Source organism: Myxococcus vastator, assembly GCF_010894475.1.
Taxonomy (GTDB): Bacteria; Myxococcota; Myxococcia; order Myxococcales; family Myxococcaceae; genus Myxococcus; species Myxococcus vastator.
On record NZ_JAAIYB010000078.1, the window covers coordinates 1 to 23,654 of the forward strand.

A 23,654-nucleotide genomic window follows, 5' to 3' on the forward strand; every position below is an offset into this window, starting at 1 on the left:
GACGCGGGCACGGGCGGGGACGTCACCGCGCCCACCGTGGGCTTGAGCGCCAGCGCCTCGCGCATCATCGCCGCGGGGCCGTTGAGCCTGACGGCCACGGCGACGGACGACGTGGGCGTGACGCGGGTGGAGGTTCTGGAGAACGGCGCCGTCGTCGCCACCGGCTCGCAGTTCAGCCGGGCCTTTAGCGGCTGGGAGCAGAACGGCACGTATGTCTACGCGGTGCGCGCCTATGACGCCGCGGGCAACGTGGGGACGACCACGCTCACCGTCGTCGTGGAGATTCCGGGCGGGCCGCCGCCGGGAGGAAAGCGCATCGTCGGCTACTTCACCGCGTGGGGCATCTACGCGCGCAACTACCACGTGTCCAACGTGCAGCCGTCCAAGCTCACGCACATCAACTACGCGTTCTCCAACATCTCCGGGGACGGGCGCTGCGTCCTCGGCGACCCGTACGCGGACATCGACAAGGGCGGCGGCTGGCAGGGGGAGTGGGACCCGGGCCAGCTGCGCGGCAACTTCCGCGCGTTCAAGGAGCTGAAGCGGCAGCACCCGCACCTGAAGCTGCTCATCTCCGTGGGCGGCTGGTCCTGGTCCACGCACTTCTCCACCGTGGCGTCCTCGCCGGCCTCGCGCGCGGCCTTCGTGAAGTCCTGCGTGGACCTCTACATCCGCGGCCAGTACCCCGGCGTGGACCCCGTCAACGGCGAGGGCGTGTTCGACGGCATCGACATCGACTGGGAGTACCCCGTGGGCGGTGGCCTGCCGGGCAACAGCAACAGCCCCGCGGACAAGCAGAACTACACGCTGCTGATGCAGGAGTTCCGCAGCCAGCTCAACGCCGTCACCACGCAGACGGGCAAGCCGTACCTGCTCACCATCGCCACGGGCGCCTCGCCGGACCTGCTGGAGAACAAGCAGGAGACGAAGAAGCTGTCCGACGTGCTCGATTGGATCAACGTGATGTCCTACGACTACCACGGCGCCTTCGAGAGCACGGTGAACTTCCACTCGGCGCTCAATCGCGTCACGGGTGACCCGGGCGCGGCCACGGGCTTCTACACGGATGGCTCGGTGGGGAAGATGCTGGCGCTGGGCGTGCCGCCCGCGAAGATTGTCGTCGGCGTGCCCTTCTACGGCCGGGGCTGGGGCGGCGTGCCCAACGTGAACAACGGCCTGTTCCAGAGCGGCGTGCCCACGCGCGGCACCTGGGATGACGGCTCGTCGGGCCTGACGGGCGTGTTCGACTTCAAGGACATCAATGCGAACTACGAGCGCGCCGGTTCCGGTTACACGAAGTTCTTCCACCCGGAGGCGAAGCAGGCCTACGTCTACAGTCCGTCCACGGGCATCTGGATTGGGTATGACGACGTGCAGAGCATGAACGCCAAGGCGGACTACATCCTGGACAAGAACCTGGGCGGAGCGATGTTCTGGGAGCTGAGCGGTGATGACGGCTCGCTGCTCGATGCGCTGGCACGGAAGCTGCGCTGAGCATCTGACAGACATTGTGAGCGTGTCGTGAAGCCATACGCCGGGGGACTTCTGTTCCCCGGCGTGATGGCGTTAGGGTTTGCCGCATGTCCTTCGCGGCGGCCGTCCTGCTGGTGGCGCTCTCCAGCTCTTCCGTGTCCGCCGAGCCGTGGACCGCCGTCGTCCGGGTGGCGTCCGACGAGGACACCGCCTTGCTCGGGCGGGTGCGGGGGCAGAGCAGCGACCTGCCGGTGCGGCTCGAGGTCTCTTCCGGAGCGCCGCTCGGGGGATTTCGCGAGGGCCCATGGCTGGCGGCGGAGCGGCTGGCCGGGCGCCACCAGGCCCGCGCCGTCCTCTGGTTCGTGCGAGAGGGCAGCGACGTTCGCGTCCAGGTGGCCGAGTTCGAAAGCCGGCGTCTGTTCACCCGGGCCGCGCGGCTGGGACAGTCGCCAGGCTCGCTGGAGTGGTCCACGGGGGCGGAGGCGCTGGCGCTGGCCGCGCGCTCCGCACTGCGCGCGGTGGAGGCCGGTGCGCCGCTCGGTGACGTGGTGGAGGTGCCGCCGCCGCGCCAGGCCCTGAACGGCGAGGAGACCGACACCGGGGTGGGGCGTCGCAGCGGGGAGGCCGCATCCCGTGATGGGGCCACGCCGAGGCCGCCCACGTCCACGTCCCCGGGAGCGGCCGCTGCACTCGCGGAGGAAGGGAGCTCGGCTTCCGCGCGGGAAGGCATGGCGTCACCTCGCGAGGGGCGGGCGTTGGCTTCGGTCGAGGCACACCCCGCGCGCCCGCTGTGGCTCACGTTGGGGGGCCATGCCGCGCTGGATGGGTACACGCGCATGGGGCACCAGGGGTTGGTGGTGGGCGTTGGCGTGCAACCGAGCCAGTGGCGGCTGCGAGCGCAGGTCCTGGCCAGCGTGCCGGCCCGGCTTCGCGATGCCCGAACGGAGTTGACGTTGGGGCAGCACGCGGCGTCGGTGTGGGCGGGGCTTCCCTGGGCGGCGTCGGAGCGACTGGAGGTGGAGGCCGGGCTCGGCGTGGGGGCGGTCGTCTTCACTCGCCGGACGCAGGCGCTGACGGAGGAGGTGGAGGCGGCGCCACCGGGCACGATGCTGGCCCTGCTCATGGGCCCCGAGCTTCGCGCGTGGTGGCGGATGGGGGCGCGTGTCGGCCTGGAGGCGAGCCTGGCCGCGGAGGTCCTCCTGGGCCGGCCCGAGCTTCGCTACGCCATCGACGGAAACTTCGTGTCTCGCGGCGCGGGCTGGCCCGTCCGCCCACGGCTGGGGTTGGCGATGGTGGTTTTTCTGTGAGCGCGGATGACCCGAATGGCCCGGTGCCGTCCTCCATGGCGGCAATGAGGAGCTCGGGCTCACACGCAGCGGACCCACGTCGTGCGGCGGTAGATCCTCGCATCCAGGCGGCCATTCAGGGCGAGCGCGAGGCAACCGGGGCGTTGTTGATGGAACTGCTCCCTCGGGTTCGCAACCTGGTGCGCTACCTGGTGCGCGGGGATGGGGACGTGGAGGACATCGCCCAGGAGGCGCTCATCGCCCTGGTGCGAGGGCTGCCCTCCTACCGCGCCGAGGGCCGCTTCCAGTCCTGGGCGGACCGGGTGGTCGCGCGGACGACGTTCGCGTGGCTGAAGCGCTCCCGAGGCCGGGAGGCCCAGCACGCGGACGCGCCGGTGGAGCTGGTCGCGGTTCCCTCCGAGGAGGCCCAACCGGACGAGTATGTTCATCGCCGGCACATGGTGACACTCCTGGATCGGCTTTCAAATGAGCAGCGGCATGCACTGGTGTTGCATCACGTGCTGGAGTTGAGCGTGCCGGAGATTTCGACGGAGCTGGGCATTCCCTTCGAGACGGTGCGCAGCCGGCTCCGCTTGGGGCGGACGGCGCTGCGCTCAATGGCGTCCGCGGAGGGTGACGGCGGGGAGGAGCGCGGATGAGTGACTTCAGGGAAGAGGGGGATGACGCCCTGAACGCGCGGGTCCTGCCGTTGGACGAAGGCGCGGGGCCGGCCCTTCGCATCTCCCGGGAGCGGTCGGCGCAGATGGTGCTGGCCGCGCTGGAGGCAGGCGCGTTGGTGTCACGGCCCGCGCCCCGGCCACGCGGCAAGCGGCCTCCCGTGTGGTTGATGACCGGCGCGCTCCTCGTGGCGGGCGCCGCGGCCGCTGCGGTCTGGAGCTTCACACGCCCGGGCCCGTCGTCGACGTCGCGGCCTGAAGCGCCTGCGCTGACAGGGCCCCTGCGGTTGAACACGGAGTCACGACGGAGCGGCAGCGCGGTGGTGGACGCGGCACCCTCGCGGTCGGACGCCGTCCCTGAAGTGGCTCCGCCCGAAGCGCCGGTGGTGCCTGCCGCGCCCATCGCTGTCGCCAAGGTCGCATCCGTGCCGGTGCGTCCGCGAGCGCCAGCGGCCACCGTGAAGTCGGCTGCTCCGGAAGACCTCTTGCTCAAGGCCAATGGGCTCCGCTCGGAGGGGCGGTGGAAGGAAGCCGAGGCGCTCTACTTGCGCGTCATCCGCGCCGAGCCCGCGTCGCTGGCGTCCTATGTCGCGCGCGTCGCCTCGGGCTCGCTTCGACTGGAGCACCTGGGGGACGCGCGAGGCGCCCTGCGTCAGTTCAAGGCGGCGCTTCGCATCCAGCCGCGTGGTGTGCTCGACCAGGAAGCGCAGCACGGCATCGCCGAAGCGCACCGTGTGCTCGGCGACCGGGACGCGGAGCGTGGCGCGCTGGAGTCCTTTCTCTCCACCCACCCGGATTCGCCGCTCGTGCCCTCGGCCCGTGCGCGCGTTCGGGAACTCACCGCGCCATGAACAGGCGATGGACGTTGGCGGTGCTGTTGGCGGCCTCGTTGGGAAGCTGCACGCGGGGAGACCTGGTGGCCACGGTCCAGTCGCGGGACGCAGGCCAGGTGGGCTCCTCGACGGATGCTGGCGGGCCGCCCGACGACTGGGAGGCGTACTGCGCGGGGCGCGGACCTCCTGTCGTCGTAGGGGGGGCCGATATCGATTCGCAGGTGTGCAGTGGACGTCTGGCGGAACGAACCTTCCGTCACGCGCTGTGCACCTGCGAGGGGCTCGCCCTGGGCGCGTCCTTCGAAACGGATGCCTTTCGCGGCACCGCGGGGACGTATCAGCCAGGAGGCGCGGGGGGCGATGTCGGGATGAATGGCGCGCTGTCGGCCAATGACGCGGTGTCGGTGGGAGGCGCGCTGAGTATTGGCGGCGCGGGAGGAGCCCGGCTCGGGCAGACGTTCCACGTGGGCGGGGCGTTGCACTGCGGTGGTCCGCTGACCGGCAGCCCCGTCTCGGCCACCGTGGTGGGAGACGCCCGCGTACTCGGTGACGTCGCGTTGCCCACCTTCAGCGTCGGCGGCGTGCTCTCGGTTCCCGCGGGCCATCTGCTGGGGCCGGTGGACGCGGCCGAGGTCCGCCGTGAGCCCGTGGACCCAGTCATCCCCTGTGCGTGTGATGCGGCGTCCCAGGTGGATGTCTCCGGGCTCATCGCGCGGCACGTGCTCGACAATGACAACGCGGCCATCGGCCTCGACGCCACGGCGATGGAGGACATCGAAGGTGAACGTGCGCTGGAGCTGCCGTGCGGCCGCTTCCACCTGACGCGCATCACCGGGACGGGCCGCGCCACGCTCACGATTCGCGCGCGCACGGCGCTCTTCGTGGAGGACATCATCGACCTGGGTGGAGGCCTGTCGGTGGACGTCCAGGCGCCCGGAGCGCTGGACCTGTTCCTTGGAGGCTCCGTCGCGGTGGCGGGACCGCTCACGCTGGGGTCCACCGCAACGCCTTCACGCGTGCGCGTGTACGTCGCGGGCTCGAACGTGCTGGCGCTGTCCGCGGGCAGCACCCTCGCGGGCAATCTCTATGCACCCCGTGCAGCACTCAGCCTGAGCGGGGGCGCGGAGGTGTTCGGTTCCGTGTTCGTCCGTTCCGTCGAGGCTTCCGGGCCGCTCCGCCTGCACTATGACGCGGACATCCGCGATGCGGGCGCCGAGTGCACGGATGACTGAGACACACGCCACCGCCCCTGCATCTCCGTGCCAGGCAGTCGTCGGTTGTTCGAAGGCCCTGAGCCCCGGAGTCCGGCGTCGCGCGCGAAGGGGCGGCGGCTCGATGCTCCTGTCCACCGCCTTATCCGGACTGCACCCCACGGGGGGCTGGTGACGTGCGTGCAGGTCCCCAGCTTTGCGCCGCTGTTCGCGAAGGGGAGGCTGCACATGAGGCGGGAAGTGAAGGCCGGCATCGCCGGGCTGCTGTTCGGGGCCGTGGTGGCTGGCTGCGGGGTGGCGCCGGAACAGGAAGCGCAGGTCGGAGTGGAGGACATGACGGCGGAGGCGTCCGCGAGCACCGAGGCTGGGCTCGATGCACCTCGTGGCTACCCTACGCCCGTGGCGGTGGCGCGCTACGGGCCCGCGGTCGCGTACGGCGGCGGCAAGTACTTCGCCGTCTGGACCGACGTGCGGACCGGCGGCATCTACGGCACCCGGGTGAAGCCAGACGGCACCGTGCTCGACGAGGAGGGCATTCGCATCAACATCGGCGACGAGACTGGCGTGCGGCCGGCCATCGCTTTCAACGGGAAGTACTTTTTCGTCGTCTGGGAGTCCCGGGACGGTGTCGACGGCGTGCGCGTGAAGCCGGATGGCACCGTGGTGGGCCCGGTGTTCCGCGCCATCCAGACGGGCGAGTCCTTCGGCCCGGTGCGCGTCGCCTGCTCTCCGAAAATCTGCCTGGTGACGTACACCATCTTCGGCGACTTTCCGGTTATCTACTTCACGCGGGTGACGAAGGATGGCGTTGTCCTCGCAACGGCCGACCGGACGCTCAGCGCCTCCCCCAACTCCGCGTATGACGCGTCGTCGACCTGGAACAACAGCAAGAAGACATTCCTGGTTGTCTGGTCCGACGAGCACGGCGAGGGCCCGGAGGACGCGGACATCTACGGCAACAGGGTGAAGGAGGACGGCACCATCCTGGACGGCAACGGCTTCCCCATCTCCACGGCGGAGGGCGCCCAGTCGACGCCCGACGTGGAGTGGACGGGCAAGAGCTACCAGGTGGTCTGGTCCGATGACCGGAATGGGACTCCGGACATCTACGGCGCGCGCGTGAATTCGAAGGGCACCGTGAAGGACCCCGCCGGCATCCCCATCTCCACCGCGGCAGGGGCGCAGACGGTGCCGCGCATCGCCCACCACAATGACAAGTCCCTGGTCGTCTGGGACGACACGCGCGACGGCCCTCACAGCGTGTGGGGGGCGCGTTGGGACGAGGAAGGTGACGTGTGGGACGGCTCGGGTTTCCCCATCTCCTACGATGAGCTGCCAGAGCAGTACCTGCCGGACGTCGCCTACGGGGCGGACAGGTTCTTCACCGCCTACGCCGCCCAATTCATCTATGACCCCGCTGAGCCGCACTACATCCTGGGCACGCGGGTGACGCACCAGGCGCAGGTGAAGGACGTTCCCCCCCTGACGCTCACGCGCTAGCGAGGGCGGGCACGCCAGGGCTGGCCACCACGCGGACCGCTGCCGTCAGGCCGCGTGCTTGCGCGGCGCGCCTCGGGGACTCGGGCCGGCGCATCCCCGCCGGCCCGGGACTCGGGCTCACGGGCTCAGGCCGAGCTCGCGGTTCTCCAGGGACGTCAGCCGAGCGGAGTCGTACAGGCCCCGGAGGGTGGGGTTGGAGATGCTCTCTCCGAAGATCACGTGGAACGGAATGGCATCCTGCGGATCATCCGGATTCTCCTTGAGCGCGTCCGTCACCCAGTCCTGGATCTGGTCGATGGTGAGGTCCTGCAGCGTGCCCAGCCCCGGGATGCTCGAGGAGGGGAGCAGGTCCTTGAGCTTGAAGAGCAGCCCCGTCATTCCCTTGACGGCCTCGTTGCGCTTGTTCAGCTCCTCGACGGAGAGGAGGAAGCCTCCTTCGATGGCGCCCACCAGGCTGCCCATGGACCGCGCCAGGCGCTGTGTTTCCTGTGACGGTGATTCTTCGTCCTTCTCCGCCTCCAGCTGCGCCTGCATGTCACTCAGCTTCGAGGTGATGAACGCGTGGAGCTCCTCCTGGCCCTCGAAGGAGGGCTCGGTGAAGAGCGTCCGGGTGAAGAACTCGGACAGCCTGCCCGCGCCCTCGCTGCCAATGGAGCCCGAGGCGTCGCTCGTCGCGGCGAGGATCGCGTCCGCGTGCTGCATGAAGAAGCGCGCCGCCGCCGCGCGGGACTCGGCGTTGTCTCCCAGGTGACCGATGCTGTCCATGAACAGCTTGATGGACTCCGGCGTGGCGGGCTGGATGGCGCTGGCCGCGTCCAGCAGCCTTCCAAGCGCCTCAGAGCCGGCGGCGTCGGGGGCGTTGAGGTTCTTGAAGACGTGGCCCAGGGCGTCTGGGTTGTCCTTCAAGAACGCCTGGAGCTGGTCCGGCGGCAGGCCCGCCAGCGCCGTGGCGATGGCCACCGAGCGCGCCGGGTCCGGAGCGTAGCTGTCCATCATGACGTCCAGCTCGCGCTGGGCGTAGGCGGTGATGAGCTCCGGGTTGCCCGTCCCGGCGATGATCTTCGCCAGCGTCTCATGCGTCTCGCCGTTCACGGCACCCGAGTGGTGCGAGCCGACGGCCGCCGTCAGTTCATCGAGCGTGACGGCACCCGAGCGGTAGGCCGCGTCGAGGGCGTCGGAGAGCACCGGCAGGTCCTCTTCGCTGGCCAGGTCGAGCAGCTGGCCCGCCTCGGTGCCGTACTCAAAGAAGCGATCCATGAAGGCCGCCTGCTGCGCCGGGTCGGGGTGGGCCTTCAGCCAGTCCGTGAGGTAGGACGGGTCCTGATGGTTGGTGGCTTCAACCTGCGCCTCCTCCGCCGAGGCCTGCTGCTCGGGCGTCAGCGCCGGGGTCTCCACCGGGCTCGTGTCGAGGGCCGCCACGCTGTCCCCGAGCAGGCCCCGCGCGAGTCCAAGCGGAGCAGCACCTTGGAAGACATCCGCGTTGCGCTGCGTCTGGTATTTGACAGCGGAGGCCGTCGCCGTGGGCGTCCGGGCCTGGGCCAGCCCGGCGTCCTTCTGGAGCTTCGAGCCGAGCTTCGAGAGCGCGCGCCGGTCGATTCGGGGGGACATACACACACCTTTCTTGGAGAGGGCTTGAATGTCGGGGGCACCGGGATTGTCTGCCGTGACGCGAACATGTTGCGTCTGGCGATGTGGCATCCCGGTGCCTTCACTCCGAAGCGGGATGTGTTTCGTCAACCGGCAGGCTTCAGGGAATGCGCTCCCAGGCGTCCTGCCAGTTCAAGCCCGTGCCCGGCGCGTAGTGCAGCGCGGCGCCCTTGCACCAGCCGGAGTAGGGGAAGGGCTTGCAACGATAACGCAGGCCGTCAGTGCCCCGCACCACGGTGCCCGCGGCATAGCCTTCAATCCCAGACGGGTAGACAGGCTCGCCACCGCCATCCGGAGGCGGCTTCACGATGTCGACCTGGAAGGTGTAGCCCGTCTCACGCGCGTAGACGCGGTTGCCCAGCGCGTCCTGCACGGGGTTCACGTGCCCCGTGGTTTGGAGCACGCCCACCTGCACGAGGCTGGACGCGCCGTTCACCCGCTGCGCCAGCGCGTGAATCCACTGGGCCGCGGGCGTGGCCGTGGCCAGGGGATGCACATGGGATTCGGCGTCAGCGCCCTGCGCGTCGAACACGCGCAGCGTCACCGAGCTCCCCGCGGGCAAGTCTTCACGCGCCTGCACCTGGCCCAGCTCCTTCCACGCCGTGGGCGGCGGCGGGGTGTTGGTGAACTTCACGTCGGTGCAGGCGTAGAAGGCCTCTGGGCTGTCCGAGCGCTGCCAGATGCCATAGATGACATGCGCGCCCGTCTTCCCCTGAGGGAAGGGGCAGTTGAGCCGGTAGCGGTTGTTCTGGGCGGAGACGTGGGTGATGGAGCAGAAGGGGTTCGCTTCCAGGTCCGACCACTTCAGCGGCAGCGCCGGGTTGTAGCCCTCGCGCGTGACGTAGAGGCGGAAGTAGCCGGTGGCGTGCACGGCGGTCGCGTGAAAGACGAACTCGAAGCGGCCCTGGGTGTCCGGAGTGATGAGCGTGGAGGGCCAGTCCGTGCGCGCGAGGTCCAGGCCCCGGTGGCTTTCATTCGCGGCGCTACACAGCTTCCCGTCTGGGATGATTTCGCGGTGCCTGTCATTGGCGTTGCCCTGCCGCACGCCATTCCAGTCGTAGAGCGCCTGCGTGCCGCCGGCCTGGATGAGCGCCTTGCATGCGTCGGACTTCGGCGTCTCCGGCCCTTCCTTGAAGCAGGTGTAGACGCGGCTGAGGGGTACTTCCATGGAGCCATGCGCCAGGGCCACGCTGGCGCACGACATGAAGACAACGGCGAGCGACGCGCCGAGACACCGCTGCACTGCTGAGGTCATCCCTTCCTCCTGTGGTGCGAGGAGAGAGGGCGCGGCCTCCGAAATCGGGTCAACGGCCTGGAAGCACCCTTTGTATCCTTCGCCAGGGAAGCACGCGAACCGGAGATGCCGAATGGTCGACTTGGTCCTCTACACCTTTGATTGGGTTCCCGAGATGCCTCGGGGCTATGTGCGTGACCTGCGTGTGCGTTGGGCGCTGGAAGAGGCCGGGCTGCCCTACCGGGTGCAGGGAGTGCCGTTCAAAAACCGCGGCGCCCAGCACTTCGCGCACCAGCCGTTCGGTCAGGCGCCCTGGCTGACCGACGGGGACATCTCGATTTTCGAGAGCGGCGCGATCCTGCTGCACCTGGGGGAGCGGAGCCAGGCGCTGATGCCATCCGATCCGCGTGGTCGGGCGGAGACCCAGCAGTGGCTGTTCGCGGCGCTGAACTCCGTCGAGATGCCGAGCGTGCCGTGGTCGCTGTTCAAGTTCTCCGGCGACGAGTCCGACACGCCGGGACGTCGCCAGCTGGAGATGTTCCTCAAGTTGCGGCTGGGGCACATGGAGACGGTGCTGGCGGAGCGTGAATGGCTGGCCGGCACCTTCACGATCGCGGACATCGCCATGGCCGACGTGCTTCGCCTCGTCGACCGCTTCGACGGGCTGGCGACGTACCCTGCCTGCCGTGCGTACGTCACCCGCGCCATGGGGCGGCCGGCGTTTCAGAAGGCGCACGCGGACCAGATGGCGCATTTTGCTGCGGCAGCGCGAGACGGCGGTGCGGCCTAGAAGGCCTTCCACGCCATCAAGAGCTTGGACGCCACTTCGGAGGTGATGAGCGGCAACACGCCGCCGCCTCCGACGATGTTGACGATTTCCGACATCGACCCGCGGCACACCCCGCCCCACGCGGGCTGCCGCGCCAGGCCCACGGAGGCATAGGCGGAGTAGTCCACGAAGAAGGACGTGGGCAGCACGGTGCCGTTGGGCTCGCAGAGCAGGTGCTCCTCGGGCGGCGAGTCCACCACCTCCTGCACCACGAAGCCTCCGCCGGCCCGGTCCGCGGCTGTGCGCGCGCACAGCTCCGCCCACGTCATCGGCGCGCCATAGGCCGCCTGCACCCGCTCCGTGTAGGGGACGGTGCCCGCGGAGCGGCCCAGGAAGACGGCTCGGCCGCCGTAGTCCCAGGACCGCTTGAGGACGAAGCGCGCCGGCGTCGCGGCGACCAGGGCCACCAGGTCCTCCACGCGCTCGCCGTCGGGGCCCTGCGTCGGTCCGGGCTGGAACATCCGCGTCCACGGCACGGACGCGCGCACCGCCTCCAGCTCTTCGCCCGTGAGCCGCGCGGCCTCCGCCAGGGCGGGCTCGGCCAGGGCCTGCGAGAGGCGCGCGAACGTCAGCTTCACCTCCACCTGCGAGGCGGGGGGATTGAGGAACACCGCCTTCTTGCCGGGCACCGTGCCCAGGAAGTCCTCCACCCAGGGGGAGGGGGACTCCTCCAGGCGCCGGACGAAGAGGTGCCGGTACACCAGGTCGTACTTCTTGCCATGGGCCACGAAGGCGTCGTCACCGGTCACCTCGTCCGGATGGACCAGGTCCGCGTCCGCACCGAAGTCGCGGAAGCGCTCGCACAGCCAGCGCAGCTCCGTGATCTGGGCGTCGTTGCGGCGGCACAGCAGGGCCACCGTGTCCGGCATCCTGCCGTTGCGCTCGGCCGCGTAGCCGTCCAGCAGCGCGCGGTACAGCGCCAGTGCGTTGCTGCCGTTGAGCGCCAGCAGGGCGGGCAGGGCCTTCTCCGGATAGCGGAAGTAGCGGCCCACCACCTCGATGAAGGTGCGGGCCGCGATGTCGGAGTACCCCTGCATGGCGGGGATGGTGGCGTTGACCTCCAACGCCCACGGCGTGCCGCCGGCGACGAAGTAGTCCACGCGGGTGGTGGCCAGGCGGGTGGACTGGCGCCAGGTGCGCTCGGCGAGCACGCGCTCGACGGGGGAGAGGGCGCCCAGCAGGGTCTCCGCGTCAGCGCCTTCGAACTGCGCCTGCGCCATCTTCACCGTGGCGGAGGACAGGCGGGAGGACAGCTCCGAGCGGCGGCGAATCTCCGCGGCGTCCAGCACCACGGGCGTGGCGGTGATGGGGATGGGGCGGGTGGTCCCGTCCGGTCGCGTGACGGCGAGGCCCCGCTGGTAGGCGATTCGCGCCAGGTCGGGAGCGATGTGGCGTGCCTGGCTCCGGAGCACGTCGATGAACTCTTGCACGAAGTCGTGACCTCGGTGGTACGCCCGGGGTTCTCCGGGCGGCGCGCACCCTACGCCTGGACGGGTCCACCGGTCCACGGGCCCCGAGCCTCCCGTCGGAACTGGACGCACCCCCGCTGGCCCGGGGACGCCCGCCGGGCCTGGGGCCGGCCGCTCCGGGCCCCCCCGGACAGCGGCGCTGGAAAGGGTTCTTTCGTTGCTTTTGTTTCTGGGTTGCTGTTGTTGCTTCGCCAGCGGGATGTTGACTGGCGAAGGTCACGTGAGACAGTCTGACTTGCGCGAACCGCCTGTCTGGCTTACAAGCGTAGACGCCGTTTGACCGGGAAAGCCCTGACGTGAGCCGCTCCACCCATCACCAGCCCGTGAGTTCCGTCCGGTCGCGCCGCCTGGCGCTGCCGTTCGCGCTCGTGTGCGTGCTGGCGTACATGGGGAGCGTGATGCACTTCGCCCTGGTCCAGCACGCCACGTGCCTGGAGCATGGCGAGGTGATGCACGTGGAGGCCGGTGACGCCCACGGCGCCGGTCACCTCGAGGCGTCCTTCGACGACGTGCGGCTCGTCTCCCAGAGCACGGAGGCGGACTCCCACGGCGCCGACGCCCACTGTGTCCACGCCTTCTTCCGGCGGGAGGCTCCGCCTCCGCACCAGGACACGCCGTCCCGCCTGGTCGCGCCCGCTCGCTCCGAGCCCGCGCTGGCGGTGTTCCGCTTCCACGCGGAGCCCGTCGCCCGGCTGCACCTGGCTCCCAAGGCGTCTCCGCCGCGCGCGTGAGGCCCGGGAGTCTGCTCTCTCGCGGGGCCTGTCGCGCCGCGTGAGGCTGCCCGTCCGCTAAAGCCAGACAGGCTTTCGTCCGCTCCGCGCGGGCTGTGAGTCATTGCGGCTTTGCGTCCACGCCGGCTGAGCTGTCTCACGGCGCCCGTGCTTCGTGGTCCGCGCACACCCCTTCCATTCCCACGCACCCGTGGCGGCCCCTCCATGTCCTGGCGGTGTCCGTCGCTGGCGCGCGGGCGTGGCACACCCGCAGTCCAATCCCGTGGAGTAGCACCATGACGAAGAAGCTCCTTGCCGCGTTCCTGCTGTCCACCGCCCTCGTCTCCGCCGGCTGCGGCGACGACGACCACTCCGAAGAAGAGGGGGTCGACGCCGAGGCGTGCGAGCACCTCCAGGAAGGGCCCGCCACGACCGTCACCGCCACCCTGGGCACGGACGCGGCCCCCGCGATTCGCGCTGACCACCGCCGCTACGACATCACCCTGGCGGACGGCCCGGATGGGAAGCAGGGCGCCGTGTCCTTCGCCGCGAGCGAGGCCGCCGACTACGTCATCTACACCAACGCGGACGTGCCCCTCTCCATCACCACCGCCAGCGGTGATGCGGTGGAAATCGAGGAGAGCACCAGCAGCTCCGAGGGCTGCACCGACATCAAGGGCCGCCACGTGGTGCCCCTCGCGGTGGGCACGCACATCCTGACCTTCGGCCCCACGGCGACGGCGACCGTCTCCGTCATCGTCGAGGAGTCGCACGACCACGGCCACGAGCACTGACGCTGTCCCCGGGCTCCCTGGCCCGTTCACCCGGGGGCCGGCGCTGTCGGTGCCGGCCCCTCGTTCCCTGAAGAGAGATGACCATGGGTTCCTTTCAGCAGTTCCTGACGGACAAGAACATCCCCTCCGAGAAGCTCCTCCGCCTGTCGCGTCAGCTCGAGTCCTACGGCTCCGAGGGCCGCACCCTGCTGAAGCAGCGGAGCGCCCGTCGCCGTGACAAGGACACGCAGGGCAAGAGCTACGAGTCGCTGTCCATCGGCAAGCCGAAGAGCGGCCGGGGCATCAGCACGCAGCAGCTCCAGGCCGCGCTGGGAGACCTGCCGCTGACGGCCAGCGTGCGCGGAAAGCTGGTGCGCGCCGTCAACGCGGTGCTGGGCAAGCAGGGCGGAAGCCCGGTGGATGCGCCCGCGCTCTTTGGTGCCAGCCCCGTGCGCCGTGGCGCCACGGCGAAGAAGTCCGCGAGCTGAGAGGAGACAGCGCCCATGTCCGGCAATGCCATGTCCACCGTGCTTCCCTGTGAGCTGCGACGCGATGGAGACCGGCTGTTCGACGTCTCCATGTGGTGCCTCGGGCGGGATGTCCTCTGCCCGGAGGGGAACCTCCTCGTCCGACGAGGACTCGTGCGTCACGCGCGCCCCGAAGGCGCGGAGGGACAGAGTCCCTATACGGTGGGCCTTCCGGGCAGCGGGCGCTTGACGCTGTGGGGCTTCGGCGCGCTGTGCGAGTGCGGCGAAGCCATCTTCGTCCCGCGGGCGGGCTTCGCGCCCGTCCTGCTGGATGGGGTGCCGGGCCGCCTGCCGTTTCGCGCGGAGGAGCTGGGCCCGGCGCGCCTGCCGACCACGGGGCACGAGCGGCGGGCGCTGCGCGCGGGGCTGGCCTCGCTGGCGGGGTGGCTGGCCGATCACGAGGACTGGGTGTCCTCCGAGGTGGGGCCGTCCTGGCGGCGCGAGTGCTTCGAGGCCCGGCGCAAGGCGCCCCCCGTCGCCGCGGACGGACTGGCCTCGGCGTGGCGGCGCTTCGCCTCCCGCCTTCGTTCCCTGGATTCTGGATTCAACGTCTGCACCGCCCCGGTCGCTGGGGCCTGAGGAGGACATCATGTTGGCGCGACTGCTCCGAGCCGATGAACCTTCCGTCCATGCCCGCGCGCCGTGGGAGGACGTCGCGGATGACGCGCTCCCCACGCCGCGCCTGCGCGAGGGCCTGGGCAACGCCCACCTGGAGGTCACCACCGCCCGGCCCCAGGCCCAGGCCTGGTTCGACCAGGGCCTGCGGCTGTTGCACCTGGGCTGGGGCGGTGAGGCCCGCCGCGCCTTCGCGCAGGCCACGCGGGAAGATTCGTCGCTGGCCATGGCCTGGTGGGGGCTCGCCCTCACGCGAGGCTCTGGCGCCCGCTTCGCCACCGCCCGCGCGGAGGCCATGGGCCGCGCGCTGGCGCTGAGCGAGGGCACGTCGGACCGCGAGCAGCGCTACATCGTCGCGGCCAGCCTGCTGGCGGAGAAGGGCCCGGCCAATGGGCGCCATGCCTTCGTGCGCGACATGGAGTGCCTCATCGACCGCTATCCCGAGGACGGCGACGCGCGGCTGCTGCTCGCGGGCTTCCTCCTGGACGGCTACGAGCCGGATGGTCGGCCCGGACAGGGGCAGCCGTATGCGCAGGCCCTGCTGCGCGAGCTGCTGCGCTCCCACCCGGACCACGCGGGCGTCCACCATGCGTGGGTGCAGGCCATGTTGAACAGCGGTCGGCCGGAGGTTGCTCGGGACAGTGCTCGCCGGTTGGTGACGTTGGCGCCTCGTGCAAGTCCCGCGCTGCTCTCCGCGGGGCGCCTGCTTCAGCGGGTCGGGCTGATGGCGGAGGCTCAGTGCGTGCTGGAGGCCACGGTGGCCGCGGATGATGCGTACCTGGCCGAGGAGGGATTGCCCACGTCCGATGCGCCGAGCGCCGAGCCCGCCATGCGGCTGCTCAGTCAGGGCTGCGCCGAGGTGGGGCAGTACGGTGAGGCCCAGGCGTGGGCCCGTCGCCTGCGGCAGCGGGTGGAGGGCGCGGGAGGTGACGACCAGGCGCTGCTGTTCGCCGCCGCCACGATGATGTCCGCGCACCTTCGCTTCGGCTTCTGGCGCGCGGCGGCGGATGTGCCCATGGAGCTGTCCGACACGGCCAGCACGGCGGAGCGGGCGCTGCGGGACGGGATGCGCCAGTACACGCGGGGCCTCAGCCTGTTGGAGGCCGCGCGGCTGGGCGAGGTGGAGCGGGTGTGCAACGCGCTGGATGCGCGGCATGCGCTGCTGGCGGAGGCTCGCCGCTCGGAGGACCTGTCCCTGTGCCCGCGGGATGTGGCGCGCGTGGTGGAGGTGGCCGCGCAGGAGCTGCGCGGCGCGCTGGAGGCTCGCAAGGGCGACGTGGGCCGCGCCGAGGCCACGCTGACGCGCGCGTGGCGGTTGGAGCGGCGGCTTCGGGCCGCGGGGCCCGTGGCCTTCTCCCGGCCCGCGCGCGAGGCCCTGGTCCGGCTGCGTCTGCGGACCCACCGCGAGGACAAGGCAGTGGAGCTGGCGAAGACGCTGGTGGCGGAGTGGCCTGGCTGTGGGCACCTCCGCCTGCTGTCCGCGGAGGCCCAGGTGGCGCTCGGCGCCTGGAGCAGCGCGGTGGAGGACTTCACCGCATTCCTCGACTGCTGGCGGGACGCGGACCCGCATCAGCCGGAGCTTCGCCGCGCCCGGGCCTTCATCGCCGGGCGGGGGCGCATGTTGCGGCTCGTGCGCCCGCCGGAGCTCCTCGCGCCGCGGGAGACCGGAGCGCAGGCGCTGGCCGCGCAGGCGACGGTGTCCTGCTGAACCGTGTCGCGGTGCTCGACTGGAGACACGCGCTACACCTTGTCGGGGTTCAGGGCGTCGAGGATCAGGGAGAGGCCGAACTCGAACTCGTCGGCGTAGTGGTAGCCCGGCTGGAGCGCGTGCTCGGTGATGAGCTCCTTGAGGTGCGGGTAGGCGTCGGCTGGCAGGTCGCGGAGGATGTCGGTTGCGACCTCGTCGAGTTCGGCGGGGCTCGTGAACGGCAGGCTCAGCTCCTGGAGGACGAACCCGTAGAGATAGCTGTCGATGACTGAGAAGGCGTGTGCGGCCATCGCGACGGAGAACCCTCCCGCTCGCAGGGCGCCCAGGACGGCGTCATGGTGGCGCAGGGTCGACGGGCCGGGCTGGCTGCGGGAGTCCATCAGTCCGACGGCCCAGGGATGGCGTCGAAGCACTGCGCGCGACGAGGCGGCACGGTCACGCATGGCCTCCTTCCAGTCCATGGTCGCTATCGGAAGGTCGATTTCTCCGAACACCGCGTCGACCATCCCGTCGAGGATGTCCTCCCTGCCGGCCACATGGTTGTAGAGCGACATCGCCTCGACGCCCAGCCGGGCGGCGATCGCCCGCATGGTGACCCCGGCCGCACCCTTTTCGTCGGCCAGCGCCATTGCCGCGGTGACCACCCGCTCCCGACTGAGCGGCGCCCGCTTCAGTCTCGCGTGCTGGCCGGTGCTGCGCTTGCGCATGGATGCTCCCTCTCGCTGACGTTTGACGGACTTACGACGTAAGTATAGCGTTGCTTACAACGTAAGTTCAGGCCGGGATGAGAGGCAGGAGAAAAACATGAGCACGCACCCGTTGCGGAAGGTCTGCATCGTCGGCGCCTCGGGGAAGCTGGGGCGATACATGGTTCGGCACGCCCTGGAGCGTGGCTACGAGGTCGTCGGCGTGTGTCGCGAACGCAGCGTCCCGAAGCTCGCCGCGTTCGCGGACCGGATCACGATTGTCCCCGGCCCCACGAACGACCGGGAGGTGATCCGGAAAGCGGTCGCCGGATGCGACGGCGTGCTGACTGTGCTGGCTCCCTGGGGCGTGCAGCAGTACTCGTCGGGCACGGCGCAAGCGGTGCTCGACTTCGCCGTCCCCGACGCGCGTCTGGTCTTCTCGTGTGGCTGGCACATCACCCAGGACGGCGAGGATCGGTACTCCTGGAAGTTCAAGGCGCTCGTCCGGAGCGCCACCTGGCTGGCCCGCCTCATGCGCGTTGTCGACATTGACGACCAGGTGGAGGCGTGCCGACGGATCTTCGCCAGCGATCGGCGGTGGACCGTCGTCCGTGGCAGCGACCTCGAGGAGGGCGAGAGCCAGGGCCTGCCCGTGTGGAGCCGCCACGTCGGCGATTCCGTCCTCGCGAGCAACCTGACGCGGCGCGTGGACTTCGCGCTGTTCATGGTGGAGGCACTCACCGACGACACGCTCATCCATGAGGCGCCAGCGATTGTCGGGTGCCGCTCACCCAGCGCGCTGGCCCACGCCGGCGGTGGTCGATCCTCCACGCTCGCTGGGAGCACGACCTCACCCGTGGGAGACACGCCCCGTTGACTGTCACCCGCTGGAAGTCCTCGCCGTGCGGGCGTCCACCATCAGCGCCGGCGGCTCCCGCCGCTTGACGGGGCCGCGCCGTTCGCGCGAGGAGGGGGCATGCCCACCTTCCGCCTCAAGCAGGACCAGGCCGCGTTGCTCGTCGTGGACATCCAGGAGCGCCTGTGCGCCGCCATGGACCGGGACGCGCTGGACCGGATGCTCAGCCGCACCGCCGCCGCCATCGAAGGGGCGCGCGCGCTGGGCCTCCCCATCCTCCTCACCGAGCAGTACCCCAAGGGGTTGGGGCCCACGCACTCGCTGCTCCGCATGCGCGCGCTCAAGGACGTCAAGGCGGTGGAGAAGCTGGAGTTCAGCGCCGCCGTTCCGGACGTGCTGGCCGCGCTCGGCGGGCGCACGCAGGTGCTGGTGGTGGGCATGGAGGCGCACATCTGCGTCTTCCAGACGGTGCGTGACCTGGCCGAGCGCGGGCTGTCCCCGTTCCTGCTGGCCGACGCGGTGCTGTCCCGCTCGCAGGAGGACCGGCAGGTGGGCCTCCAGCTGTGCCGTGACGCGGGCGCGCACGTCGTCACGGTGGAGGCCGCGCTGTTCGACCTGCTCGGGCGCGCCGGAACGCCCGAGTTCAAGCAGGTCTCCGCCGCGGTCCGCTGACGCTCAGCGCGCCTTCTGCACCGCGTGGACGAGCATCCGGAGGACGGTCGCCACGGCCACCATGGCCGCGGCGAACACCGTCTGCGAGCCCCCCACGGGGAAGTCGTAGAAGAAGGCGAAGAGATAGCCGCCCACGCCCGCGATGGCGCCGAAGAGCGTGGCGACGAAGAAGGTCCACGGCAGCCGCAGCTCCAGCATCAGCGCGGCGATGGCGGACAGCGTGGAGAAGGCGAACACCGGCAGCGCGCCCAGCGCCCGGGCGCACACGCCCACCATGACGCCGATGCTGACCATCAGCACGCCGTCCAGCAGGCGCACCGGCAGCCCCTGTACCAGCGCGCCCGTCCGGTCGAAGCTGGCGAAGGTGATGCCCCGGTACCACCACAACTGGATGAACATGACGGCCCCGCCCGCAATGGCCACCGTGTAGAGCTGCTCGGGCGTCACCAGCACCGCCGTGCCGAAGAGGATGCCCTGGATGTCGTGCGCCTCCTGCGCGATGCGGTCTCCCACGAGCACCGCCGCGCCGCCCGCCAGCGCGTAGGCCAGGCCCAGCAGGCTCTCCCGCGTGAGGCGCAGCTTCGCTGGCTCCGTCATCAGCAGCAGCGTGGCCAGCAGGGCCAGGGTGGTGGCGCCCAGCACGGGCTCCACGTGCGTGCCCAGGTGGATGGCGGCGTAGAAGGCCAGCGCCACGCCCAGGCCCGCGGATTGGGCCACCGCGGCGCTGACGAACACCATGCGCCGCAGCACCACGTACACGCTCAGGAAGCCCAGCACGCCGCCGGCGATGAGCGCGCACAGCAGCGGATCCCTGAACAAATCGAACGCCAGGTGGAACTGCTCCCACTTGGACGGTTCAGCGAGCGTCGTTTCCACGGTGAGGTCCCAGGGGCGCGCGTTGGCAGTACTCGTCGCCGTACTGGCGGCGGAAGGCGGGATGACAGAAGACGGTGCGGGCATCGCCCATGACGAAGGCGGACGTCTCGCGGTCCACGAAGACGAGCACGTCCGCGTGCTCGGCGGCGACCTCCAGGTCGTGGCACACCACCACCACGCCCAGGCCCCGCTCACGCGACAGCGTGCACAGCCGCTGCATCGTCTCGCGCTCGGCCACCGCGTCCATGGCGGCGGTGGGCTCGTCCAGCAGCACCAGGTCCGCCTCGGTGGCCACCAGCCGGGCCAGCAGCGTGCGCTGCTTCTGCCCCTCCGACAGCTCGCGGTAGGGCCGCGCCGCGAAGGCCTTGGCTCCGGCCGTCTCCAGCGCGCTCTGCACGGCCTGCCGGTCCGCCTTCCGGGCGAAGGGCCACAGGAAGCTCCAGCCGCGCAGGCGTCCCCACGCCGTCAGCTCGCCCGCGCGCAGCGGCAACAGCGAGTCGATGGCGGACGTCTGCGGCACATAGGCGCTGCGCACCTGCGCGGAGGCGCGGGAGATGGTGCCGGACACCGGCGGCTGCATCCCCAGCAGCGTCCGGAACCAGGTGCTCTTGCCGGAGCCGTTGCGGCCCACCACCGCCACGAACTGGCCGCGGCGGATGGTCAGGTCGATGGGCGGCAGGATGGCCTTGCCGTCGTAACCGATGACCAGCTTCTCGCAGGTGAGCAGCGCGTCACCCGGGGTGAAGGGGGTGGGCACCGCGTGCGCGCCGTCCGGGGGCTCAACGGTCTTCACGCTGGACCTCCGCCTGGGGCTCCAGGGTCGCCAGTGCCTCCACCAGCACACTCCGGAGGGCGGCGTTCTCGGGAGCGTTCAGGTCCACCACGCCGTCGGGGCCGGGCGTGGTGGACGCCCAGTCCAGCGAGTCGAACAGCGTGGGCGCCAGCGCCAGCCGCAGGGCCAGCTTCACGCGCGGCTTGTTCTCCCGGTCCGCGGGGATGTCCACCGTGCCACGCAGCACCATCAGCGGCGTGGCCTCCGCCGCCGCCGCCAACGCGAGCCGGAAGCGGCGCTCGTCGTTGAAGCGCGGCGTGGCGCGGCTGTCGCGCACGACGCCTTCCAGGTGCACCGACGACACGTCCCACTGGTAGCGGCTGACCTGGGTGCGGTCCAGCTCGCAGGACGGCTCGCAGCCGGGCGACAGCGTCTGGTCCGCCAGCAGGTCCAGGTCCGCGTCCACGTGCAGGCTGGCCACCGTGGCCTCCGCGCCGCCACCACCGCCATCCAGCTCCGCCTGGATGTCCTCGTAGTCCACCAGCGCGCCGTCGTCGCGGTGGCAGTGGCCGTTGTGGCAGTTGCCGTAGCCCGGCGGCGGGTTGGCCGGATCGAAGGTCGCGGGGCCGCGGGTGCCGCCGCTGGCCACCAGGTCGATGTGGTCCACGCCCAGCGCGGCGCCGTCCAGGCGAAGTTCGAAGTCGGAGGCGAGCCGCTGGAAGCCGTCGCCCACGTCGCGCCCGGCCACCGGCGTGTAGTCCGCGCGGACAGTGGGCTCCAGCACGGCGAAGCCCTCACCGGAGTCCAGCGCGCAGCCGGACAGGAGGAGCAGGGGAAGGAGGAGGCGGGTCCGCATGGCTCAGGTCCCCTTGCCAGCGAGCCCCTTCTCCAGGCGCTCGACCATCTCGTTGATGTGCTGGAGGTACGTCTCGTTCGCCTTGAAGTCCGTGCCGCCGTGCAGGGTGACCAGCGGCGCGGGAATCTTCGAGGCCACCAGCCGCGCGGTGGTGTCCGGGTAGTAGCTCTCCATCAGCACCATGCGCGCCTTGCGCTGACGGCCCTGGGCCAGGACGCTCGCCACGTGGGACGGGTTGGGCGGGATGCCGGGCTTGGGCTCCAGGTAGATGATGGTGTCGAAGCCCAGCCAGTCCGCCAGGTACGCCATGGTCCGGTGGTAGGCGATGACGGGCTGGCCACGCAGCGACACCAGCCGCTTCTCCCAGTCCGCGCGCGACTTCTCCAGCTCGGTGGTGAAGGTGGCCAGGTTGTCGCGGTAGGCCCGCGCGTTCTTCGGATCCAACTGCGCCAGCCGGTCGGTGATGCCACGCGCGACGGACAGCGCCTGGCGCGGGTCATAGAGGAAGTGCGGGTTGCCGCCCGGGTGGACGTCGCCCTGGCCCCGGTCCACCTGCACCGTGGGGACCTCCAGCAGCTTCACGAACTGCGAGGCCACCAGGTAGCCCGGGTTGCCCACGAGGATCTTCGAGTTGCGCGCGCCCACCTGGAGCGTGGGCAGCCAGCCCACCTCCAGGTCCAGCCCCACGGCGATGAGCAGGTCCGCGCGGTTGAGCGCCAGGGCGAGGTTCGGCTTGGCGTCCACGAAGTGCGGGTCCTGGCTGGACAGCGCCAGGGCCTGCACCTTGACGTGGTCGCCGCCCACGGCCTTCGTCAGCGCGGCCAGGTCCGGCAGGGTGGTGACGACGTTGAGGTCCGCGCGAGCGGGGGCGGCGACGAAGAGGGTGAAGGCGGCGCACACGGGCGCGAACAGACGGGAGAGACGCATGGTCATGGCTCCTGCGAAAAAGGTTAGAAGGCGTGGGCGCCGTGGGCGCCGGTCACCAGCTCCAGCGCGAGCATCAAGGAGTAGCCGGGCTCATCTCGCCACCCGGCCCTGTCACGGGCGCCCTGGAGGCGCAGCCGGGAGAACTCGGTGGGCCAGAAGGTGACGTTGGCGGACACGCGGTTGCGTGACTCCGTCCACTCCGGGTCCAGCGGGTCGATGACGCGCGCGCCGTCTTCGCCGCGCGCCGCGGTTCCCAGTTCGTAGCGCAGCGCGGTGGCCCACCGCGGCGAGAAGCGCCACGCGGCCTGCGCGTAGGTGTTGAAGTCCGTCAGCACGTCTCCGGGCACCTGGCGGCGGCGGTAGTAGGCCTCCGTCTGGAGCGTGATGAGCGTGGTGTTGTAGGCCTGGGTGATGGGCCGGTAGCGCAGGTACAGGTCCGTGCCGAACACGTCCGTGCGGTTGCGGTAGCCGGTGGGGTTGGGCCCGGTGGCGGTGGACAGGCCCCACATGAGGGACACGTCATCCGACAGGGGGAAGAACTGCTTCACCGCGCCGGTGAGCTGCAAGTCGAACGGGGACTGCACCCGCTCGTTGGTGGCGCCCAGGAAGCTGCGCGCGGTGGCCTCGCCGGTGGCGTCGGTGGTGCTGCCAATCACCTCCACGTACCAGGGCAGGGGGGCCAGCCAGGACACCTCGGCGCCCAGGCCGCGGTTGCCTTCGCCTCCGAAGATGCGGCCCACGGCGAAGGGCTGGTCCACGAAGTCCCACGAATGCGGGTGCGTGGGGTTGATGCGGCCGAAGCGCGTGAGGAACTGACCGGCGCGCACCTGGAGGTTGTAGGGCAGCGTCAGCGTGGTGCCGTAGGCCTCTTCGATTTCCACGCCGAACTGGCTGAAGACGATGTTGGCGTCGAAGCGGAAGTAGGGGTCCACCACCGAGCCGATGGACAGCTCCAGCTGCTGCAGGTTGAAGCCGTTGCGCGTGGGGTCATGCGCGCCGCTCTGCAGGGGCTCCTTGTCAGTGAAGGCCGCGGCGGCCACGTCCAGGATGAAGCTCAGGTCCAGGAAGTTCGCGCCCGTGTTGGGGTTGTTCACCCCGGGGATGGAGAGCGCGGAGCCACCGCCGGGGCTGGAGGCGGGCGCCGCCGCGGTGCCGGTGGGCGCGTTCTGCTGCGCGGCCGCGGCGTCGCTGCCAAGCGCCTTCTCGATTTCCTCCAGCTCCTCGGGCGTGAGCGCGGGCGCGGCGTCTTCCTGGGACGCCTGCACCGGGGCGTCCGCCGGAGGCGCGGAGGCGTCCTGGGCGCTGGCGCCGCTGGCGAAGAGGAAGGGCGTGAGTGAAACGACGATGAGAGCGCCGTGAGCACGGCGCGGACGGGTTGCCACCTGGAATGCTCCTCGAACGGGGCGCCCGCGAAGCGGCCACGCCCACCAATGACCTGCCAGACCTCAGACGACGCACGTCACGCGCGCGCGGGAGGCGAGGCCTTGGGGGCGGTGTCGAGGATGGAGAGGGGGGGC

At 70.6% G+C, this 23,654-nt stretch carries 23 protein-coding genes; 14 read left to right on the top strand and 9 right to left on the bottom strand.

Annotation, left to right across the window (positions count from 1 at the left end; all coding sequences use genetic code 11):
• The 6 genes from G4D87_RS10600 to G4D87_RS10625 form a co-directional block, all read left to right on the top strand.
• Positions 1-1,494 (top strand): glycosyl hydrolase family 18 protein (locus G4D87_RS10600; RefSeq protein ID WP_163781530.1); only part of this gene is annotated, 1,494 nt, incomplete at its 5' end.
• Positions 1,495-1,580: 86 nt separating this feature from the next.
• Complete coding sequence (locus G4D87_RS10605; protein ID WP_163781533.1) at positions 1,581-2,780, top strand: hypothetical protein; 1,200 nt, start codon at positions 1,581-1,583, stop codon at positions 2,778-2,780.
• 44 nt (positions 2,781-2,824) lie between these two features.
• Entirely contained in the window at positions 2,825-3,418 is a 594-nt protein-coding gene (locus G4D87_RS10610; RefSeq protein ID WP_240358177.1) for an RNA polymerase sigma factor, read from the top strand.
• The gene (locus tag G4D87_RS10615) at positions 3,415-4,287 is read left to right on the top strand and encodes a tetratricopeptide repeat protein (protein ID WP_163781534.1); all 873 of its coding nucleotides are present in this window, start codon (positions 3,415-3,417) and stop codon (positions 4,285-4,287) included. The genes G4D87_RS10610 and G4D87_RS10615 overlap by 4 nt, the downstream gene beginning before the upstream one ends.
• The gene (locus tag G4D87_RS10620; protein WP_163781536.1) at positions 4,284-5,501 is read left to right on the top strand and encodes a DUF7305 domain-containing protein; all 1,218 of its coding nucleotides are present in this window, start codon (positions 4,284-4,286) and stop codon (positions 5,499-5,501) included. Before G4D87_RS10615 ends, G4D87_RS10620 begins: the two co-directional genes overlap by 4 nt.
• Positions 5,502-5,708: 207 nt before the next feature.
• On the top strand, positions 5,709-6,980 hold the full coding sequence (locus G4D87_RS10625) for a hypothetical protein (RefSeq protein ID WP_240358176.1): 1,272 nt from the start codon (positions 5,709-5,711) through the stop codon (positions 6,978-6,980).
• Positions 6,981-7,097: 117 nt separating this feature from the next.
• On the opposite strand, the gene G4D87_RS10630 is transcribed toward G4D87_RS10625, so the two are convergent.
• Together G4D87_RS10630 and G4D87_RS10635 are read right to left on the bottom strand one after the other, a co-directional pair.
• On the bottom strand, positions 7,098-8,588 hold the full coding sequence (locus G4D87_RS10630; RefSeq protein WP_163781539.1) for a hypothetical protein: 1,491 nt from the start codon (positions 8,586-8,588) through the stop codon (positions 7,098-7,100).
• Between the two features lie 139 nt (positions 8,589-8,727).
• Positions 8,728-9,882 (bottom strand): lytic polysaccharide monooxygenase auxiliary activity family 9 protein, encoded by a 1,155-nt coding sequence (locus tag G4D87_RS10635; RefSeq protein ID WP_163781541.1) that lies wholly within the window; start codon positions 9,880-9,882, stop codon positions 8,728-8,730.
• Between the two features lie 112 nt (positions 9,883-9,994).
• Between G4D87_RS10635 and G4D87_RS10640 the strand changes: the two genes are divergently transcribed.
• Positions 9,995-10,651 (top strand): glutathione S-transferase family protein, encoded by a 657-nt coding sequence (locus G4D87_RS10640; RefSeq protein WP_163781543.1) that lies wholly within the window; start codon positions 9,995-9,997, stop codon positions 10,649-10,651.
• On the opposite strand, the gene G4D87_RS10645 is transcribed toward G4D87_RS10640, so the two are convergent.
• Complete coding sequence (locus tag G4D87_RS10645; RefSeq protein WP_163781545.1) at positions 10,648-12,120, bottom strand: hypothetical protein; 1,473 nt, start codon at positions 12,118-12,120, stop codon at positions 10,648-10,650. The genes G4D87_RS10640 and G4D87_RS10645 overlap by 4 nt on opposite strands.
• Positions 12,121-12,455: 335 nt before the next feature.
• Between G4D87_RS10645 and G4D87_RS10650 the strand changes: the two genes are divergently transcribed.
• From G4D87_RS10650 to G4D87_RS10670, 5 genes are all read left to right on the top strand, one after another.
• Entirely contained in the window at positions 12,456-12,890 is a 435-nt protein-coding gene (locus tag G4D87_RS10650; RefSeq protein ID WP_163781547.1) for a hypothetical protein, read from the top strand.
• A 275-nt stretch (positions 12,891-13,165) separates the two neighbouring features.
• Positions 13,166-13,663 carry a hypothetical protein gene (locus G4D87_RS10655; protein WP_163781548.1) on the top strand — a complete coding sequence of 166 codons (498 nt, stop codon included), beginning with the start codon at positions 13,166-13,168 and terminating at the stop codon, positions 13,661-13,663.
• A gap of 83 nt (positions 13,664-13,746) precedes the next feature.
• Positions 13,747-14,130, top strand: a complete 384-nt coding sequence (locus G4D87_RS10660) for a hypothetical protein (RefSeq protein WP_163781550.1) — start codon at positions 13,747-13,749, stop codon at positions 14,128-14,130.
• Between the two features lie 15 nt (positions 14,131-14,145).
• Entirely contained in the window at positions 14,146-14,748 is a 603-nt protein-coding gene (locus G4D87_RS10665) for a hypothetical protein (RefSeq protein WP_163781552.1), read from the top strand.
• A 10-nt stretch (positions 14,749-14,758) separates the two neighbouring features.
• The gene (locus tag G4D87_RS10670; protein ID WP_163781554.1) at positions 14,759-16,492 is read left to right on the top strand and encodes a tetratricopeptide repeat protein; all 1,734 of its coding nucleotides are present in this window, start codon (positions 14,759-14,761) and stop codon (positions 16,490-16,492) included.
• Between the two features lie 32 nt (positions 16,493-16,524).
• On the opposite strand, the gene G4D87_RS10675 is transcribed toward G4D87_RS10670, so the two are convergent.
• Positions 16,525-17,199, bottom strand: coding sequence for a TetR/AcrR family transcriptional regulator (locus G4D87_RS10675; protein ID WP_205507523.1), 675 nt, complete (start codon positions 17,197-17,199; stop codon positions 16,525-16,527).
• A gap of 97 nt (positions 17,200-17,296) precedes the next feature.
• Between G4D87_RS10675 and G4D87_RS10680 the strand changes: the two genes are divergently transcribed.
• Together G4D87_RS10680 and G4D87_RS10685 are read left to right on the top strand one after the other, a co-directional pair.
• Positions 17,297-18,055 carry an NAD(P)-dependent oxidoreductase gene (locus G4D87_RS10680; RefSeq protein ID WP_163781556.1) on the top strand — a complete coding sequence of 253 codons (759 nt, stop codon included), beginning with the start codon at positions 17,297-17,299 and terminating at the stop codon, positions 18,053-18,055.
• Positions 18,056-18,154: 99 nt separating this feature from the next.
• A complete protein-coding gene (locus G4D87_RS10685; RefSeq protein WP_163781557.1) occupies positions 18,155-18,706 on the top strand; it encodes an isochorismatase family protein in 552 nt (183 codons plus the stop codon).
• 3 nt (positions 18,707-18,709) lie between these two features.
• Here the strand turns inward: G4D87_RS10685 and G4D87_RS10690 are convergent, their stop codons facing one another.
• From G4D87_RS10690 to G4D87_RS10710, 5 genes are read right to left on the bottom strand one after another with little or no spacing between them, the layout of a single operon-like run.
• Positions 18,710-19,582: a metal ABC transporter permease gene (locus tag G4D87_RS10690; protein WP_163781559.1), complete on the bottom strand. Its 873-nt coding sequence runs from the start codon at positions 19,580-19,582 to the stop codon at positions 18,710-18,712.
• Entirely contained in the window at positions 19,563-20,375 is an 813-nt protein-coding gene (locus tag G4D87_RS10695) for a metal ABC transporter ATP-binding protein (RefSeq protein ID WP_163781561.1), read from the bottom strand. The genes G4D87_RS10690 and G4D87_RS10695 overlap by 20 nt, the downstream gene beginning before the upstream one ends.
• Positions 20,362-21,210, bottom strand: coding sequence for a hypothetical protein (locus G4D87_RS10700; protein ID WP_163781563.1), 849 nt, complete (start codon positions 21,208-21,210; stop codon positions 20,362-20,364). Before G4D87_RS10700 ends, G4D87_RS10695 begins: the two co-directional genes overlap by 14 nt.
• 3 nt (positions 21,211-21,213) lie before the next feature.
• Positions 21,214-22,143 carry a metal ABC transporter substrate-binding protein gene (locus G4D87_RS10705; protein ID WP_163781566.1) on the bottom strand — a complete coding sequence of 310 codons (930 nt, stop codon included), beginning with the start codon at positions 22,141-22,143 and terminating at the stop codon, positions 21,214-21,216.
• A gap of 17 nt (positions 22,144-22,160) precedes the next feature.
• Positions 22,161-23,519, bottom strand: coding sequence for a zinc-regulated TonB-dependent outer membrane receptor (locus tag G4D87_RS10710; protein ID WP_163781568.1), 1,359 nt, complete (start codon positions 23,517-23,519; stop codon positions 22,161-22,163).
• Positions 23,520-23,654: the final 135 nt, after the last annotated feature.

What these genes read in the sequence shown, in the direction of transcription:
- G4D87_RS10640 (WP_163781543.1), top strand. Translation starts at nt 9,995, where the DNA reads ATGGTCGACTTGGTCCTCTACACCTTTGATTGGGTTCCCGAGATGCCT.
- G4D87_RS10655 (WP_163781548.1), top strand. Translation starts at nt 13,166, where the DNA reads ATGACGAAGAAGCTCCTTGCCGCGTTCCTGCTGTCCACCGCCCTCGTC.
- G4D87_RS10620 (WP_163781536.1), top strand. Translation starts at nt 4,284, where the DNA reads ATGAACAGGCGATGGACGTTGGCGGTGCTGTTGGCGGCCTCGTTGGGA.
- G4D87_RS10685 (WP_163781557.1), top strand. Translation starts at nt 18,155, where the DNA reads ATGCCCACCTTCCGCCTCAAGCAGGACCAGGCCGCGTTGCTCGTCGTG.
- G4D87_RS10630 (WP_163781539.1), bottom strand. Translation starts at nt 8,588, where the DNA reads ATGTCCCCCCGAATCGACCGGCGCGCGCTCTCGAAGCTCGGCTCGAAG.
- G4D87_RS10615 (WP_163781534.1), top strand. Translation starts at nt 3,415, where the DNA reads ATGAGTGACTTCAGGGAAGAGGGGGATGACGCCCTGAACGCGCGGGTC.
- G4D87_RS10605 (WP_163781533.1), top strand. Translation starts at nt 1,581, where the DNA reads ATGTCCTTCGCGGCGGCCGTCCTGCTGGTGGCGCTCTCCAGCTCTTCC.
- G4D87_RS10680 (WP_163781556.1), top strand. Translation starts at nt 17,297, where the DNA reads ATGAGCACGCACCCGTTGCGGAAGGTCTGCATCGTCGGCGCCTCGGGG.
- G4D87_RS10665 (WP_163781552.1), top strand. Translation starts at nt 14,146, where the DNA reads ATGTCCGGCAATGCCATGTCCACCGTGCTTCCCTGTGAGCTGCGACGC.
- G4D87_RS10635 (WP_163781541.1), bottom strand. Translation starts at nt 9,882, where the DNA reads ATGACCTCAGCAGTGCAGCGGTGTCTCGGCGCGTCGCTCGCCGTTGTC.
- G4D87_RS10660 (WP_163781550.1), top strand. Translation starts at nt 13,747, where the DNA reads ATGGGTTCCTTTCAGCAGTTCCTGACGGACAAGAACATCCCCTCCGAG.
- G4D87_RS10705 (WP_163781566.1), bottom strand. Translation starts at nt 22,143, where the DNA reads ATGACCATGCGTCTCTCCCGTCTGTTCGCGCCCGTGTGCGCCGCCTTC.
- G4D87_RS10625 (WP_240358176.1), top strand. Translation starts at nt 5,709, where the DNA reads ATGAGGCGGGAAGTGAAGGCCGGCATCGCCGGGCTGCTGTTCGGGGCC.
- G4D87_RS10610 (WP_240358177.1), top strand. Translation starts at nt 2,825, where the DNA reads ATGAGGAGCTCGGGCTCACACGCAGCGGACCCACGTCGTGCGGCGGTA.
- G4D87_RS10700 (WP_163781563.1), bottom strand. Translation starts at nt 21,210, where the DNA reads ATGCGGACCCGCCTCCTCCTTCCCCTGCTCCTCCTGTCCGGCTGCGCG.
- G4D87_RS10670 (WP_163781554.1), top strand. Translation starts at nt 14,759, where the DNA reads ATGTTGGCGCGACTGCTCCGAGCCGATGAACCTTCCGTCCATGCCCGC.
- G4D87_RS10675 (WP_205507523.1), bottom strand. Translation starts at nt 17,199, where the DNA reads ATGCGCAAGCGCAGCACCGGCCAGCACGCGAGACTGAAGCGGGCGCCG.